Consider the following 15,415-nt stretch of genomic DNA (forward strand, 5'->3'; position numbering starts at 1 on the left):
GAGCAGGGATCATAGGGGCAGGGGCTTGCCGCAGGCGGCCTCCTCGCGGAATGCCTCCCACAGGATGTTCAGCGGGTGGGAGGCGTCATACGTTTCGCGTTCTCCCTTGCGGGCGAAGACGCCGGAGACCAGCTGGAGCATGGGGTCGAAATCGTCGGCGAAGTCGATGAGCCGAAAGTCCTCGCTGCTGGGCAGCCGACCGTCGACGGCGGCCTCGCCGAGGGAGCGGGCACACAGCATGCACCCATAAGTCATGTGGGATCGCAGCAGGGCGAGTCCGTAATAGATGTCGTCGATCTCGGCGGCGATCTGCAGCCGCGAGCGGAAGTCGGGGCCATACCAGCGCTCGACGAAGTCGGTGATCACCCCGCGGGAGGGGATGACCAGCGGCAGGCTCCGCAGCCGGTCGATTCCTACGGTCTTCGAGGCGAATTCGCGCACCGGCAGGTTCGTCAGCAGGGCCAAGCCCTCGCGATGCCATTCGAGGAAGTCGTACTCGGGGGCGACCTTCTCGGCGGCGGCGTCGGCCGCGAGCCCACCGCACAGCAGGTCGACCTGGTTGGAGTCCAGGCGCTTCCAGAAGTCGCGGGTCCGCACGTGCACGACCTTCAGCTCGATCTCCCGCTCCAGCAGCTGCGGGGCCACCCTCTCCCACACCCGCCCCAGGAAGCCGAGGGTGAACTCGGTGGTTCCCACTGTGAGCGTCGAGCCGAGCCGGCGTCTGGAGTCGGCAATGCCCTGAAGCCAGTCGGCGAAGGTCGCCCGTCCTCGCTCGACGACCTCCAGTCCGGTCGGGGTGAAGAGGAAGTCCCGGCCCCGCCCCTGCTTGACCACCAGCAACTCGCCGGTCAACGCCTGGAAGTTGCGGTTGAGGATGTCCAGCTGCTTCTGCACGCTGGACTGCTCTCGCCGCAGAATTTTCGCCGCTGCCAGCGCGGTCCCCGCCTCCCGCACCACGATCAGTGTCCTCAATTGGTCCCAGGTCAGGTCCAGAAGGTCGGGGGAACACGAGATCAAATCGGCGCGGAACCCCTCGGGACCCGGCACCCTCAACGGTCCGGACGGTAACGACGGCATCATGATGTCCCCTCCCTGAAACGGCCTCACTCAGCTTGCACTGTTCGCACGGCCAGCGGAACTGAACTTCTCCGCATTTCACCCCAAGAAAACCTTTAAATGTCCAACCGGACATAGGGATATCGGGGAGTATCCCGGGGAACATTTGAGCTGCCGTCTTCGATCCGAAGGCTAGGAGCGAAGTACTGCCCAATCCCCCGGGGGTGAGCCATGCTCTCAGCCGAGTTGATCAACTGGCTGATCGGACAGAACGCTCTGGATTGGCCGGGTCAACTCCGGGGTGACGGGCTGCTCTTGACGCTTGGCTCACCGCTGCAACCGCTGGCCGATCCGAACACGCAGGTGATCGACCTGGCTGACCAGGCCAGCATCGACAACCTCTACGGTGAGCCGGTCACCGACTGGACGAGCTACGAGATGATGCCCGGCGAGATGCTGCTGGGCTCGGTCGAACAGCCCCTGCGGCTCGGTGCCGGACTGATGGGCATGATCGGTGGGCTGAGCCACCTGGCTCGCGTCGGCTTGGCCGTCCATGTCACCAGCCCGTTCGTGCTGCCCGGCTGGAACGGACACCTGACGCTGGAGCTGGTCAACACCGGCCCCGCCGTCTTGCGGCTGCACCACGGCATGGCACTGGGCCGCCTGCTCGTCTTCGCCCTGGACGGCCCACGCCCCGACGGCAGCGCACCCCACCCCTTCTACGGCCGCGAGGCCGACTTGAAGAGCCGATACGCCGATGAGTTCCCCACCAACCGTAGTTCGAGGTGACCGTGATGGACTGCCAGTTCTGCACCGAATTCGCCGCACGCGAGAGCACGACCCGGATCATCACCGAGACCGCAGAAGGCTGGGTGCTGCTGCCGACCGTCGGGACCCTGGCTCCGGGTTACTGCCTGTTCATGCCGCTGGAGCACCTGGACGCCGCCGCCGATGTCACCCCCGCCAGCCTGCAGCGCGTCGCAGAGGAAACCGAGGGCATGCGCGCACTGATCCAGGCCCGCTACGGACCGGTGATCCTGGCCGAACACGGCCCGCGCGACTGCGAGCTGGGTGCCTCCTGCTGCAGTCACTGCCACTTGCACCTGATCCCCGTCCCTGACCCCGACGAGATCACCGCCGCCTACGAGAAGATCGGTGGGCCGGGCCTGCGGCTCACCTCCATGACCGACCTGCCGGCGGCTGCGGACGGCTCCTACCTCTACCTCTCCCCGCATGCCGGCGAGCACTACTACTGGCCCTCGGCCGGCTTCGCCCGGCAGTTCGTACGCCGCGTCTGCGCGGACCAGCTCGGCATCGGCGCCTCCTATGACTGGCGCGATCACCCCTTCACCGAAAACAGTCAGCGCACCTTCGCCGAGCTGAGTGCCGACCTGCGTCTCACGGACGCCGCTTGAACCACGAGAGGGGAACAGCGCGATGCCGATATCCCTGCCCTGCCCGTTACACGCACTCAGTGCCGCCGAGCTGGAAGCGGCGGCGAGGGACCGGCGCTGGCCAAAGTGGCAGACCATGGCCCTGCTGCACTCGTTGAAACTGCCCGTACTCAACGCCTGCGTGATCCCGCCCAGCCACGGTGCGGCCGCAGTCCGCACCACCGCCCAGGTTCTGGCCGCCGCCACCGGCACCCAGACGCTGATGATCCGCTCGGACGGCGGGGTCGAGACCAAGCGTTACTACCGTGGCGGCAACACCTTCGCCATCGAGGAGATCGCGCCCCGGGCCGCAGCCCTGCTGGCGGACGGCCGAGCGGTGATCCTCGCGGAGCCCACCAACCGCTTCACCAACCGCCTCACCGTCCTTGTCCGCATGGACCGGCCCGGACCCGGCCGTCCCGGCTCGCTGACCCTGGAAGCTCTGGGGCCCGGCTACGACGTCGCGGACCTGACCCGCGGACATATCCCGCCGCAGGTCACCGCCCACCTTGACGATGTCGACTTCGCCCACTACCAGCCGCCCCGCTGGCACGAATGGAAGATCACCGGGGATAAGTGCCCCGGCGGCGAGGACGCCCGCCGCACCCGTCGCCTGGAACGCCTCGCCGCCCAGACCCTCACCGACGGCGGCCACCTGGACGGCGAGGCCAGCGCCGAGCACGCCGAATCCTGGCTGCGGCAGCGCGGTTACCTGCACCTGTTCGCCCCGCAGCCGACCCGCGAGGCCTTGGCCAAGCGCGCGCGTCGGCTCTTCGACGACGCCTTCTTCCTCGCGCTGTCCCAGCCGAACCGGAACTGGCACTGCCTGGCCACCGCGTTCTCCGTGTTCGCCGAGCCCCGGACCATCTACTGGGACCTGGTCGACGGCGAGCGCAAGTACGCCGCGACGGCACCGGCCGCCGCCCGACACCAGGAGCGGGCCGTATGAACACTCAGCCGATTTACCTCGACCACCAGGCCACCACCCCGCTCGATGAGCGTGTTCTTCAGGCGATGCTGCCGTTCCTCACCCGTGAGTACGGCAACCCCTCCAGCCCGCACGCCCTCGGACGCAGTGCGGCCAAGGCGATCCGCAGCGCCCGTCGCCAGGTCACCGACCTGATCTGCGCGAAGAACGAGCTGGAAATCGTCTTCACCTCCGGCGCCACCGAGGCCAACCACCTTGCGATTGTCGGCGCCGCCCTGGCCGCCCGGCCTACCGGCGGGCACGTCGTCACCACTGCGATCGAGCACAAGGCCGTCCTCGCCGCCTGCCGGCGCCTCGTCGACCACCACGGCTACACCCTTACCCAAGTCGGCGTCGACGCGTACGGCCGTGTCCACCCTGCCGACATTGCGGCTGTCCTCACCCGGCACACCGTGCTCGTCTCGGTGATGCACGCCAACAACGAGATCGGCACCCTGCAACGGCTCGCGGCCATCGCCGAGATCACTGCTCCACGCGGCATTCGCCTGCACACCGACGCCGCCCAGAGTGCTGGCAGCGGACTGCTGGACGTTACCGAACTCGGCGTTGACCTCGCCTCCCTGTCCTCTCACAAACTTCACGGTCCCAAAGGCATCGGCGCCCTCTACATCCGTGGCGGCACCCGCGTCACCGCCCAGCAGACCGGCGGTGGACAAGAACGCGGACTGCGGGCCGGCACCCCCAACGTCCCCGCCATCGTCGGCTTCGGCGCCGCCGCCCATCTCATCACCACCGACGCCGTCCCGCCCCCGGCCCGCATCCGGGTCCTCCGTGACCGGCTCCAGGGCCTCCTCCTGGCCTCGATCCCCGGCGCCACCGTCAACGGGCACCCGCACCGGCGGCTGCCCGGGAACCTCAGCCTCACCCTGCCAGGCATCGAGGCCACCGACCTCCTCGACCGCCTCCCCAACATCGCAGCTTCCACCGGATCGGCCTGCAGCACCGGCAGCGGGGAGCCCTCCCACGTCCTTACCTCGATCGGGCTCACCCGCTACCAAGCTCGCGCGACCCTCCGGCTCAGCATCGGCCGCACCACCACCGACACCGACATCGACCAGGCCGCCGACCTGATCATCCGCACGGCCCACACCCTGATGCCGGCCACTGTCCACGCGGCCTGACCTGCCAACCGAACCGGGACGCCTCCGCGGGAAAATCCCCCCAGGCCCGCCGGGGCGGCCCTTCGAGCGCCGCTCAGTCGTGGCAGCGTGGCGTGAGGCCGAATTCGCCTCCATGGCGTCGCCTACACCAACGGCACGGCCGGGGCCCTACCGGAAGCCTGGTCTCATGTCCTGCTCGTCAGCCCCTGCATTTCAGCCAGAGCGCACAGCAGAGATGAAGGGCAACACGCACAGACCGGCGGGAGAACATGGTGATGCCCAAGCACACCGGCACGTTCTGGCCCGCCCTCGTCGTCACCGGTTACACCTCCATCAACGCCTGTGTGAAGGCCGAGTTGTTCCCGACCGGCATCCGCGCGCTGGGGGTGGCCCTCCCGTACGCCGTCGCCAACGCGCTCTTCGGCGGGACGGCCGAGTACATCGCGCTCTGGTTCAAGGACGCGGGCGCCGAGTCCGGGTACTTCTGGTACGTGGCCGGCTGCGCCGCCGTCTCGCTCGTCGTCTACCTGAGCATGCGGGAGACGCGTGACCTGGACCTGTACCGGATCGGCGGCGCGGGTGAGCCGGCCGCACCCGCTCCGGGGCGGCCCTCCGGCGAGACGAGTGTCACGACCGCATTTTGAGACGGGCCCCTCAGGGGGACGGTGCTGTGCCAGACTGCTCCCGTGTCCTCGTTGTCCACGATTATTGGCAGCAGGCGCGCCGGTCCGCAGTGACCGTCCCGTACCACCACGTACGGCACGGCCACCGTGCCCCAGACCCGCGCGCAGACCTCTCGCACCCGCGAGGGGTTTTTTCGTTTTCCGGCCCCCACCCAGGCCGGGACGGCGTGCGCGGGATGATGGGGGCAAGTGGAGCCCGATCGTCCGGATCCACTCATCCGACAGGAGTCGCATCGCATGACCACCAAGGCCACCGCCACCGACGACAGTTTCCATGTCTTCGACACCACCCTGCGCGACGGTGCACAGCGTGAAGGCATCAACCTGACGGTCGCCGACAAGCTGACCATCGCCCGGCACTTGGACGACTTCGGCGTCGGATTCATCGAGGGCGGCTGGCCCGGCGCCAACCCCCGGGACACCGAGTTCTTCGCCCGCGCCCAGCAGGAGATCACCTTCGCCCACGCCCAGCTCGTGGCGTTCGGCGCGACCCGCAGGGCCGGTGGCAAGGCCGCCGAGGACCCGCAGGTCAAGGCGCTGCTCGACTCCGGCGCCCCCGTGATCACCCTGGTCGCCAAGTCCCACGACCGCCACGTCGAACTCGCCCTGCGCACCACCCTGGACGAGAACCTGGAGATGGTCCGCGACACCGTCTCCCACCTGCGCGAGCAGGGCCGCCGGGTCTTCGTCGACTGCGAGCACTTCTTCGACGGGTACCGCGCCAACCCCGAGTACGCGAAGGCCGTGGTCCGCGCCGCCTCCGAGGCCGGCGCCGACGTCGTCATCCTCTGCGACACCAACGGCGGGATGCTCCCCGCCCAGGTCCAGGCCGTCGTGTCCACCGTCCTCGCCGACACCGGCGCCCGGCTCGGCATCCACGCCCAGGACGACACCGGCTGCGCCGTCGCCAACACCCTCGCGGCGGTCGACGCGGGCGCCACCCACGTCCAGTGCACCGCCAACGGCTACGGAGAACGCGTCGGCAACGCCAACCTCTTCCCGGTCGTCGCCGCCCTGGAACTGAAGTACGGCAAGACGGTGCTCCCCGCGGGCGCGCTCGGCGAGATGACCCGCATCTCCCACGCGATCGCCGAGGTCGTCAACCTGACCCCCTCCACGCACCAGCCGTACGTGGGAGTGTCGGCCTTCGCCCACAAGGCCGGACTGCACGCCTCCGCGATCAAGGTCGACCCCGACCTCTACCAGCACATCGACCCCGCGCTCGTCGGCAACAGCATGCGGATGCTCGTCTCCGACATGGCCGGCCGCGCCTCCATCGAGCTGAAGGGCAAGGAGCTCGGCATCGACCTCGGTGGCGACCGCGAGCTGGTCGGCCGCGTGGTCGACCGGGTCAAGGAGCGCGAACTCCTCGGCTACACCTACGAGGCGGCCGACGCCTCCTTCGAACTCCTGCTCCGCGGCGAGGTCGACGGCCGCGCCCCCCGCTACTTCCGCACCGAATCGTGGCGGGCCATCGTCGAGGACCGCCCCGACGGTGTGCACGCCAACGAGGCGACCGTGAAGCTCTGGGCCAAGGGCGAGCGGATCGTCGCCACCGCCGAGGGCAACGGCCCCGTCAACGCCCTGGACCGGGCGCTCCGGGTGGCCCTGGAGCGGATCTACCCGCAGCTCGCCAAGCTCGAACTGGTCGACTACAAGGTCCGCATCCTGGAGGGACGTACCGGCACCGACTCCACCACCCGGGTACTGATCACCACGGGCGACGGCACGGGCGAGTGGGCGACCGTGGGGGTCGCCGAGAACGTCATCGCCGCGTCCTGGCAGGCGCTGGAGGACGCGTACACCTTCGGTCTGCTGCGGGCGGGGATCGAGCCCACGGAGTAAAGGCGTTCCCGGTGACGGGCGTCCCGCGAGCCGCTGTTTCCGAGGGCGCGGGGCGGCCCGTCACCGGGCCCTGCTCACGCGGCGGGTCTCACTGGAGCCGCCACTTCTGGTGGGCGGCCCCGGTGCAGCTCCAGATCTGGGCGCGCGCCCCGTTGGCCGTCGAGGCGTCCGTGACGTCCAGGCACTTGTTCGCCGCCGTGTTCACGACGTCCCCGGTGGTGGCGTTGTACGTCCACCGCTGCGCCCCGGTGCCGTTGCAGGTGTAGAGCTGGACCTTCGCGCCGTCGGCGGTCGACGCCGAGGTCACGTCCAGGCAGGCGCCGAGGGCGCGGATCGTGCCGTCGGACTGCACCGTCCAGCGCTGCGCGGCCGAGCCGTTGCAGTCGTAGAGCTGCACCGCCGTGCCGTCCGCCGCGCTGCCGTTCGCCGCGTCCAGGCACTTTCCGCCGGTGCCGGTGAACGCCCCCGAGGTGCCGGTCGCGCCGCCGGTGCCGGACTGGGTGCCGGACCAGGTGAAGGTGGCCGAGGTGCGGGCGGGCAGGGAGTAACCGAAGGTGGAGCCGCCCCAGTTGACGGTGAGCTGCTGGGCGGAGGAGCCGCCGTTGTAGGCGATCAGCGCCTTGGAGCCGTCCGTGTTGCGCCAGGCGACGTTGGGGATCGTGGAGCTGGCGGTGGACGCGATCCGGGAGGCTCCCGGGCGGACGAACTTCGTCAGGTGGCCCATCGTGTAGTACTCGATGTTGTAGTCCACCTGCCCACTCCTGCTGTCACCGTTGTGGACCGTGATCAGCCCGTCGCAGGTGCCGCAACCGCCGTTGTGCGGGCCCCGGTTCTGGTCCACCGCGAGGGACCACTTGGTGACCGACTTCGCCCAGTTGCGGGTGTAGTCGACGATGTTGAGCATGTCCTCCCGCTGCTGGTCGGCGATCCAGGTGCCGCCCGAGTGCTCGGTCTGGAACGCGTCCATCGTGGGGTACTGGTTGTGCACCGCGGTCTGCTTGGCGATGTCGCCGCCGTAGCCGTGCCAGGCGACCCCGCCGAAGTTCGGGTGGCTGCGCACCGCGGCGTCGTCCACGGTCGGCGCGGCGTAGGCGTCGTAGGTGTCCCAGTTCCAGTCGTGCGCCAGCACTTTGGTGGTGAGCCCCGCCGCCTGGAGCTTCGGCAGCAGCTCGCTCTTGGTGAAGTAGGCGAGCCCCGAGCCGTTCCAGCTCATCGAGGGATAGCCGGAGCAGCAGGTCGGCTCGTTCTGCGCGGTGACGTACTGGACCGGAACGCCCTGGTCGCGGTACGCCTGGAGGTACTTCACGAAGTAGTCGGCGTACGCGCCGTAGTCCTCGGCCTTCAGCCAGCCGCCGTTGAGCTGGCCACTGTCCTTCATCCACGCCGGGGCGGTCCAGGGCGAGGCCATCGTGGTGAGGGACGGGTTGAGCTGCTTCGCCTGCTTGGTCAGCGGCAGGACGTCCGCGAGGTCGTGCGCCACCGAGAACTTCGCCAGCGAGGGGTCGGTCTGCCCGGCGGGCAGGTCGTCGTAGGTGTACCCGGTCCTCGCCAGGTCCGAACCGCCCATCGGATTGCGGACGAACGAGAGCCCGATGCCCTCCGTGGGGGAGAAGAGCTTCTTCATCGTGGCGTCGCGGGTCGCGTCGCTGAGCGCCCCGCTGCTCTTCATCAGCCAGGCCGCCGTGTCCGTGAAGGACGCACCGCCGCCGGTGAAGGTCTGGTACCGGGTGTTCTCGTCCACCGTCACCGTGGTGCCCGCGCTCCCGCTGCCGGCGGTGAAGGCGACCGGCGTCTGGGCCTGGAGTCCCCGGGTGACGTGACGGCCACCGGAGTCGTCGGTCGTGGTCAGCACGATGGAGACGCTCTCGCCGGCCGCCTGGGCGGCGGGTGCGGCCAGCCCGGTGAGACCGGCCGCGGCGAGTGCGGTGGCCAGGAGCGCCGCGGCCGCTCCGCGGGATCTGTTCGATCGGATCATGGGGGAATGCCCTTCTTCGGCACAGGGGTGGGGTGTTGCCGTCGATCGAGGCGTGAGTGAACTGCTCTTGCCGGGCCCCGTCAAGAGGGGGCGCTCCTCCAAGAAGTGAAGGCACAACTACCCTTGCCTGCTTGCCGGATGGGCGTGGACCAATCTCGGTGTGAAGTATTGACGGCTCTGTTCGAGCGGAGTTAACTCCAGCCGCGACGCCGGTACCGGTTCCGGGACCGGTACCGCGAGCCGGCCGTCACTCCCATCGGCGTCGGCACTCCTCGTCACGTCCCGGCGGGCTGAAAACCACCGTTCCGGTGGCGGAAAGCGCGCAGGCCCCGAGTACGTCCTGGTCAGGAGGCTCCGTTGCGCGTCACGATCGCCGATGTGGCCCGGGCCGCCGGAGTAAGCAAGACGACCGTCTCGCGGGTGCTCAACACCAAGGCGGACGTGGACCGTTCCACCGCCTCCCGTGTTCGTGAAGTGATCGCGCACCTCGGCTACGTCCCCAGCTCCGGAGCGGTCGGCCTGGCCCGGGGGCGCAGCCGTACCGTGGGGATGCTGGTGCCCTCGCTGACCTGGCCGTGGATGGGCGAGGTCCTCCAGGGAGTCGTGGACACCGTCGAGGCGGCGGAGTACGGCCTGCTGCTCTTCACCTGCAACCGGGGCGCCGAGTCCGTGCGCCGCTTCACGACGCAGGTGTCGGCCCGCGCCTTCGACGGGCTCGTGGTCGTGGAGCCGGAGAACACCCTCGGCCACCTCACCGCGCTCCACCGCGGCGGCCTGCCGATCGTGCTGATCGACGACCGGGGGCACCACCCCGAATTCCCCTCGGTCGTGACCACCAATTACGAGGGCGGCGCGAGTGCCGGCCGCCACCTGCTGGCCGGCGGACGCACCCGCCCGCTGGTCCTCGGTGGGCCCGCCCACTACGGCTGCGTACGCGAACGGCTCGACGGATTCCGGTCCGTGCTGCCGGACGCCCTCGTCGCCCAGGGCGACTTCACCGAACGCGGGGGAGAGCGCGTCATGGCCCAACTCCTCGCATCCGGAACCCCGTTCGACTCCGTCTTCGCGCACAACGACGTCAGCGCCACCGGCGCCCTGAGAGCGCTCCGCGCCGCCGGCCGCCGGGTACCCGAGGACGTCGCCCTCATCGGCTTCGACGACATCCCGATGGCCGCGCACACCGCGCCCCCGCTGACCACCGTCCGCCAGCCCACCCGGGCGATGGGCGAGACGGCTGCCCGGATGCTCCTCGCCCACCTCGGCGGCACCCCCGCCCCGGCGGAACCGGTCGTGCTGCCCACGGAACTCGTGGTGCGCCGCTCGGCGCCCTGACCCCTCCCGGCGCACCCGCGGCTCCGGACGGCCGCACCCACCGGGACCCACCCACCCCCCCGCGGGATCCCCCACGAACCTCCGCCCCCGCACCCCTCGCCCCACCCGCACCGCTGCCGGACCCCGCGCAGCCGAGACGAGAGAAGAGCCGCAATGCCAGCTACCCGTCACCGAAGAGGATCGGCGCGGGCCCTCCTCGCCGCCGTCACGGTCCTCGCCGGACTGATCACGGCCGCCGTCCCCGCGGCGGCCGACGACCCCGCACCGGTGCTCGTCGACCGGTTCGAGGGCGAGGTCCCCCTCAGCGCCCCGCCCGCAGACTCGATCTTCACCTGGGGCTCGGACGCCGACGACCAGCCGAAGCTCGCCCTCACCGAGCGCGCCGACGCCCCCGAGGGCTCCAAGGTCCTCGAAGGCACCTACGACATCAGCGGCTGGGGCGGACTGAGCCACGAGTTCGCCGTCGACCAGACCCCCCAGAACTGGAGCGCCCACAAGGGCATCCGCTTCTGGTGGTACGGGCAGAACAAGGCGCCCCTGCCCCCCGGCTCCGGCAAGAAGATCAGCTTCGAGATCAAGGACGGCGGCGCCAACGGCGGTGCGTCCGAACTGTGGACGATGTCCTTCACCGACGACTGGGAGGGCTGGCACCAGGTCGAGGTCCCGTTCGCGGACTTCGTCTACCGCGGCGACTACCAGCCCGTCGGCGGCATCGACCACATCCTCGGCCTCGACCGGATGTGGGGCTACGCCCTCACCCTGCCGACCGGCGCGCCCGGCTCCTTCGCCATCGACGGCATGGAGCTCTACGGCAAGGCCGACCCGGCGCTGACCGCGGGCATCGCCACGGACGCCACCGTGCACCCGGTGGACGGCGGCGGCGCGGCGACCGTTCGCCTCATCCTGTCCACGACCGGCGGCCTTCCCGTCGAGGAGCCCGTCACCGTCGCGTACACCACGCAGGGCGGCACCGCGGTGGCCGGAACCGACTACACCCCGGTCACCGGGACGTACACCTTCCCGGCGGGCACCGCCTCGGGCGCCACCCACACCGTCGAGGTGACCACCAAGAAGGCGAAGAAGGCGTCCGAGGCCCGGACGATCCCGCTCGTCCTCACCGTCACCGGCGCGAAGGCCCCGACGGAGACCCCGCAGGTCGTCATCAACGCCCACGGCCTCCCGTACCAGAACGCCAAGCTCCCGGTGAAGCAGCGCGTCGCCGACCTGCTGTCCCGCCTCTCGCCCGCCGAGAAGGCCGGCCAGATGACCCAGGCCGAACGCAACGCGCTGCGCAGCCCCGGCGACATCGCCTCCTACGACCTCGGCTCGCTGCTCTCCGGCGGCGGCTCGGTCCCCACGCCCAACACCCCCGAGGCGTGGGCGTCGATGATCGACTCCTACCAGCTGCGCGCCCAGGCGACCCGCTTCCAGATCCCGCTGATCTACGGCGTGGACGCGGTGCACGGCCACAACAACGTCATCGGCTCGACGATCATGCCGCACAACATCGGCATCGGCGCCACCCGTGACCCGCAGACCGCCCAGAGGACCGGCGCGGTCACCGCGAGCGAGGTGCGCGCCACCGGCATCCCGTGGGACTTCGCCCCCTGCGTCTGCGTCACCCGCGACGAGCGCTGGGGCCGGTCCTACGAGTCCTACGGCGAGGACCCGGCGCTCGTCGAGTCCATGGAGACCGTGATCCAGGGCATGCAGGGCGCGGCGAACGGCAGCGACCTGGACCGCGACGACAAGGTGCTCGCCACCGCGAAGCACTACGTCGGTGACGGCGGCACCGAGTTCGGTTCCTCCACCACCGGTTCGTACACGATCGACCAGGGCGTCACCAAGGTCACCCGCGAGGAGCTGGAGGCGGTGCACCTCGCGCCGTTCCAGGAGGCGGTGGACCGCGGTATCGGCACCGTCATGCCGTCGTACTCCTCACTGGACATCCTGGGCGACGACCAGGGCCCGGTGAAGATGCACGCCGACGCCGAGATGATCAACGGCGTCCTCAAGGACCGGATGGGCTTCGAGGGCTTCGTCATCAGCGACTGGCAGGCCATCGACCAGATCCCCGGTGACTACGCCAGCGACGTGCGCACCTCGGTCAACGCCGGCCTCGACATGATCATGGTGCCGACCGCGTACCAGGACTTCACCAGCACACTCCGGAGCGAGGTCACCGCGGGCCGCATCAGCCAGGCCCGGATCGACGACGCGGTCTCCCGCATCCTGACCCAGAAGTTCAAGCTGGGCCTCTTCGAGAAGCCGTACGCCGACACGTCGAACATCGACGACATCGGCTCCGCCGCGCACCGTGCGGTGGCCCGTGAGGCGGCGGCCAAGTCCCAGGTGCTGCTGAAGAACGACGGCGCCGTCCTCCCGCTGAAGGCGAACCAGAAGGTCTACGTCGCCGGCTCCAACGCCGACAACATCGGCAACCAGGCCGGTGGCTGGACGGTGAGCTGGCAGGGCTCTTCCGGTGACATCACCGAGGGCACCACGATCCTGGAGGGCATGAAGAAGGACGCCTCCTCGGTCACCTACTCCCAGGACGCCTCCGCCGCCACCGACGGCTACGACGTGGGTGTGGTCGTCGTCGGCGAGACCCCGTACGCCGAGGGCATCGGCGACGTCGGCAACGGCAACGACCTGGAGCTGACGGCCGCCGACAAGGCCGCGATCCACAAGGTCTGCGCCGCGATGAAGTGCGCGGTCCTGGTCGTCTCCGGCCGTCCGCAGCTCATCGGCGACCGCCTCGGTGACATCGACGCCCTGGTCGCCTCCTGGCTCCCGGGCACCGAGGGCGACGGCGTGGCCGACGTGCTCTACGGCAAGCGCGCCTTCACCGGCCAGTTGCCCGTCACCTGGCCGAAGTCCGAGACCCAGCTGCCCATCAACGTGGGCGACGCCACCTACGACCCGCAGTTCCCCTTCGGCTGGGGTCTCACCACCCGGAAGAAGGCCCCCGCGGGCGGCGAGGCCACCCTGACCGCCCTCTCGGTGGCGGCCGGGATCGCCGAGAAGCTCCACCTCGGCAACACCGCCGCGGGCAAGGTGATCGCCGACCAGGCCCGGCTGCTGGTCCAGCAGAAGACCGGCGGAAAGCTGACGGCGGCGGTCTCCAAGCCGTTCGCCGAGGCCGACCACCTGCTGCTCACCGGTGACCTCACCGGCGCGGTGGCCAAGCTGCGGGCGGCCTACCGGGCCGCGTGACCCGCCGGTAGCGAGCGTACGAGCGAGCGAGCGTACGAGGGTGTGCCCGGGCAGGGCGTTCGTGCCCGGGCACACCTGTCGTCCGGGCACACCTGTCGTCCGGGCACACCTGTCGTCCGGGCACACCTGTCGTCCGGGCACACCTGTCGTCCGGGCACACCTGTCGTCCGGGTACGCCTGTCGTCCGGGCACGCGTGTCCCCTCCAGGCACAGCTGTTGCGCCTGGGTGTCCTCCCACCCCGGGACAGCGCGCGGGCCGGGCCGTCCGGAGTAGCGTGAAGTATGCGGAAAAGGCAGATGTTCGCATTCCTGGCCGGCCTGCTGCTGGTGCTCTCGACCGCGCTCCTGGCCTTCGTCCCCGCCGCGTCCGCGTTCCCGGGACGCGCGCCGACCGCCACGATCGAGGACGCGGCGCGGGCGCTCCGCAAGGACCCCGTGTACGTGGACCCGGGCGCCCGCGACCAGCTCTCCACCGCCCAGGAGAAGGCCCTGGAGAACCGGATCACCCAGGCCGACAAGCCGGTGTTCGTCGCCGTGCTCCCGAGCACCTCCGCCTTCCCCCCGGAAGGACTGCTGGCGACCCTGCGCAACGACACCGGCATCACCGGGGTGTACGCCGTCCGCCTCGGCGACGGGTTCGACGCGGGCGCCGACCCGCAGGTCATGCCGGTCCGCGCGGTCGACAACCTCACCGCGGCCGTGAAGGCCCCGGCCGCCGACACCTCCACCGACGCACAGCTCGGCGCCTTCGTCGACAGCGCGCTCCAACAGGCCAGGGGCAATGCCCCCGCGTCCTGGGGCGGCGGTGGGAACGGCTCCGCCGCCCGCGGCTCGGCCGGCACCGGACTGCTCGTCCTCGCCGGGGTCGCGGTCGTCGGCAGCGCGGGAGCCTACGCGGTCGTGCGCCGCAACCGCCGTCGGGTGCGCGCCGAGGAGAGCGCCGCGCTCGACAAGCTCAGGGTCGTCGTCGACGAGGACATCACCGCCTACGGCGAGACCCTGGAACGGCTCGACTTCCGCCCCGGCGAGCCCGGCGCCGACGAGGCGATGCGCGCCGACTACGCGCGTGCGCTCGACTCGTACGAGAGCGCCAAATCGCGCATGGAGAAGGCCGAGCGCCCGGCCGACGTCCGGGCCGTCACCCAGGCCCTGGAGGACGGCCGCTACTCCCTCGCCGTGCTGGAGGCCCGCCGCACCGGCTCCGCACTGCCCGACCGCAGGCCCCCCTGCTTCTTCGACCCGCGCCACGGCCCCTCGGTCGCCGACGCGCGGTGGCGCCCCACCGGCGGCTCCCCCCGCGAGGTCCCCGTCTGCGCCGCCGACCGGGCCCGGCTGGAGGACGGCGAGGACCCGGCGAGCCGCACCGTCGACGTGGGCGGCGGCCACCGGCGCCCGTACTGGGAGGCCGGACCCGCGTACGGGCCCTGGGCCGGCGGCTACTTCGGCGGCGGGCTGCTCCCCGGACTGCTGGTCGGCACGATGCTCGGTTCGATGCTCTCCACCCCCGCCTACGCGGCGGATTACGGCGGCGGGGACTTCGGCTCCGGCGGTGACTGGTCCGGCGGCGACGTCTCCGGCTCCGACTTCGACTCCTCCGGCTTCGGCGACGGCGGAGGCTTCGGCGACGGCGGAGGCTTCGGGGACGGCGGCGGTTTCGGCGGCGGGGGAGGATTCGACGGGGGCGGCGGGTTCTGAGCCTGTGCCGCTGGGTCACCATCCGATTTTGCCGTTCCGGCAAGCAAGCTTGTCGTCGGCGCGGGGCGGGCGCACCATCTCCGGTCAAGGAG

The 15,415-nt window shown here is 70.5% G+C and carries 10 protein-coding genes and 1 pseudogene; 9 read left to right on the forward strand and 2 right to left on the reverse strand.

All coding sequences use genetic code 11. The features are described from left to right. Nucleotides 1–9: 9 nt before the first annotated feature. Nucleotides 10–1,080 (reverse strand): LysR family transcriptional regulator, encoded by a 1,071-nt coding sequence (locus tag ACFYPN_RS21055; protein ID WP_389300048.1) that lies wholly within the window; start codon nucleotides 1,078–1,080, stop codon nucleotides 10–12. A gap of 207 nt (nucleotides 1,081–1,287) precedes the next feature. On the opposite strand from ACFYPN_RS21055, the gene ACFYPN_RS21060 reads away from it, so the two are divergent. From ACFYPN_RS21060 to cimA, 6 genes and pseudogenes are all read left to right on the forward strand, one after another. Then, nucleotides 1,288–1,845, forward strand: coding sequence for a hypothetical protein (locus tag ACFYPN_RS21060; RefSeq protein ID WP_389300051.1), 558 nt, complete (start codon nucleotides 1,288–1,290; stop codon nucleotides 1,843–1,845). A gap of 5 nt (nucleotides 1,846–1,850) precedes the next feature. Further along, a complete protein-coding gene (locus tag ACFYPN_RS21065) occupies nucleotides 1,851–2,471 on the forward strand; it encodes a hypothetical protein (protein WP_389300053.1) in 621 nt (206 codons plus the stop codon). A gap of 115 nt (nucleotides 2,472–2,586) precedes the next feature. After that, a complete protein-coding gene (locus ACFYPN_RS21070; RefSeq protein WP_389300056.1) occupies nucleotides 2,587–3,438 on the forward strand; it encodes a hypothetical protein in 852 nt (283 codons plus the stop codon). After that, the gene (locus ACFYPN_RS21075; RefSeq protein WP_389300059.1) at nucleotides 3,435–4,598 is read left to right on the forward strand and encodes a cysteine desulfurase family protein; all 1,164 of its coding nucleotides are present in this window, start codon (nucleotides 3,435–3,437) and stop codon (nucleotides 4,596–4,598) included. The genes ACFYPN_RS21070 and ACFYPN_RS21075 overlap by 4 nt, the downstream gene beginning before the upstream one ends. Nucleotides 4,599–4,846: 248 nt before the next feature. Next, a pseudogene (locus ACFYPN_RS21080) lies at nucleotides 4,847–5,221 on the forward strand (MFS transporter); the annotation flags it as partial. Nucleotides 5,222–5,497: 276 nt separating this feature from the next. After that, nucleotides 5,498–7,105, forward strand: a complete 1,608-nt coding sequence (gene cimA, locus ACFYPN_RS21085; protein WP_389300062.1) for a citramalate synthase — start codon at nucleotides 5,498–5,500, stop codon at nucleotides 7,103–7,105. An 88-nt stretch (nucleotides 7,106–7,193) separates the two neighbouring features. Here cimA and ACFYPN_RS21090 read toward each other — a convergent pair whose 3' ends face one another. Next, the gene (locus ACFYPN_RS21090; RefSeq protein ID WP_389300065.1) at nucleotides 7,194–9,080 is read right to left on the reverse strand and encodes a lectin; all 1,887 of its coding nucleotides are present in this window, start codon (nucleotides 9,078–9,080) and stop codon (nucleotides 7,194–7,196) included. 357 nt (nucleotides 9,081–9,437) lie between these two features. On the opposite strand from ACFYPN_RS21090, the gene ACFYPN_RS21095 reads away from it, so the two are divergent. The 3 genes from ACFYPN_RS21095 (at nucleotide 9,438) to ACFYPN_RS21105 (ending at nucleotide 15,323) form a co-directional block, all read left to right on the forward strand. Next, nucleotides 9,438–10,412: a LacI family DNA-binding transcriptional regulator gene (locus ACFYPN_RS21095; protein WP_358756551.1), complete on the forward strand. Its 975-nt coding sequence runs from the start codon at nucleotides 9,438–9,440 to the stop codon at nucleotides 10,410–10,412. A 153-nt stretch (nucleotides 10,413–10,565) separates the two neighbouring features. Next, nucleotides 10,566–13,628, forward strand: a complete 3,063-nt coding sequence (locus ACFYPN_RS21100; RefSeq protein ID WP_389300068.1) for a glycoside hydrolase family 3 N-terminal domain-containing protein — start codon at nucleotides 10,566–10,568, stop codon at nucleotides 13,626–13,628. 282 nt (nucleotides 13,629–13,910) lie between these two features. Next, nucleotides 13,911–15,323: a hypothetical protein gene (locus tag ACFYPN_RS21105; protein WP_358756555.1), complete on the forward strand. Its 1,413-nt coding sequence runs from the start codon at nucleotides 13,911–13,913 to the stop codon at nucleotides 15,321–15,323. Nucleotides 15,324–15,415: the final 92 nt, after the last annotated feature.

The organism is Streptomyces sp. NPDC005576 (assembly GCF_042871745.1).
Lineage (GTDB): Bacteria > Actinomycetota > Actinomycetes > Streptomycetales > Streptomycetaceae > Streptomyces.

Bases quoted from the DNA above. Each gene is read 5' to 3' on its own strand.
- ACFYPN_RS21055 (WP_389300048.1), bottom strand. From the start codon at position 1,080: ATGATGCCGTCGTTACCGTCCGGACCGTTGAGGGTGCCGGGTCCCGAG.
- ACFYPN_RS21060 (WP_389300051.1), top strand. From the start codon at position 1,288: ATGCTCTCAGCCGAGTTGATCAACTGGCTGATCGGACAGAACGCTCTG.
- ACFYPN_RS21065 (WP_389300053.1), top strand. From the start codon at position 1,851: ATGGACTGCCAGTTCTGCACCGAATTCGCCGCACGCGAGAGCACGACC.
- ACFYPN_RS21070 (WP_389300056.1), top strand. From the start codon at position 2,587: ATGGCCCTGCTGCACTCGTTGAAACTGCCCGTACTCAACGCCTGCGTG.
- ACFYPN_RS21075 (WP_389300059.1), top strand. From the start codon at position 3,435: ATGAACACTCAGCCGATTTACCTCGACCACCAGGCCACCACCCCGCTC.
- cimA (WP_389300062.1), top strand. From the start codon at position 5,498: ATGACCACCAAGGCCACCGCCACCGACGACAGTTTCCATGTCTTCGAC.
- ACFYPN_RS21090 (WP_389300065.1), bottom strand. From the start codon at position 9,080: ATGATCCGATCGAACAGATCCCGCGGAGCGGCCGCGGCGCTCCTGGCC.
- ACFYPN_RS21100 (WP_389300068.1), top strand. From the start codon at position 10,566: ATGCCAGCTACCCGTCACCGAAGAGGATCGGCGCGGGCCCTCCTCGCC.
- ACFYPN_RS21105 (WP_358756555.1), top strand. From the start codon at position 13,911: ATGCGGAAAAGGCAGATGTTCGCATTCCTGGCCGGCCTGCTGCTGGTG.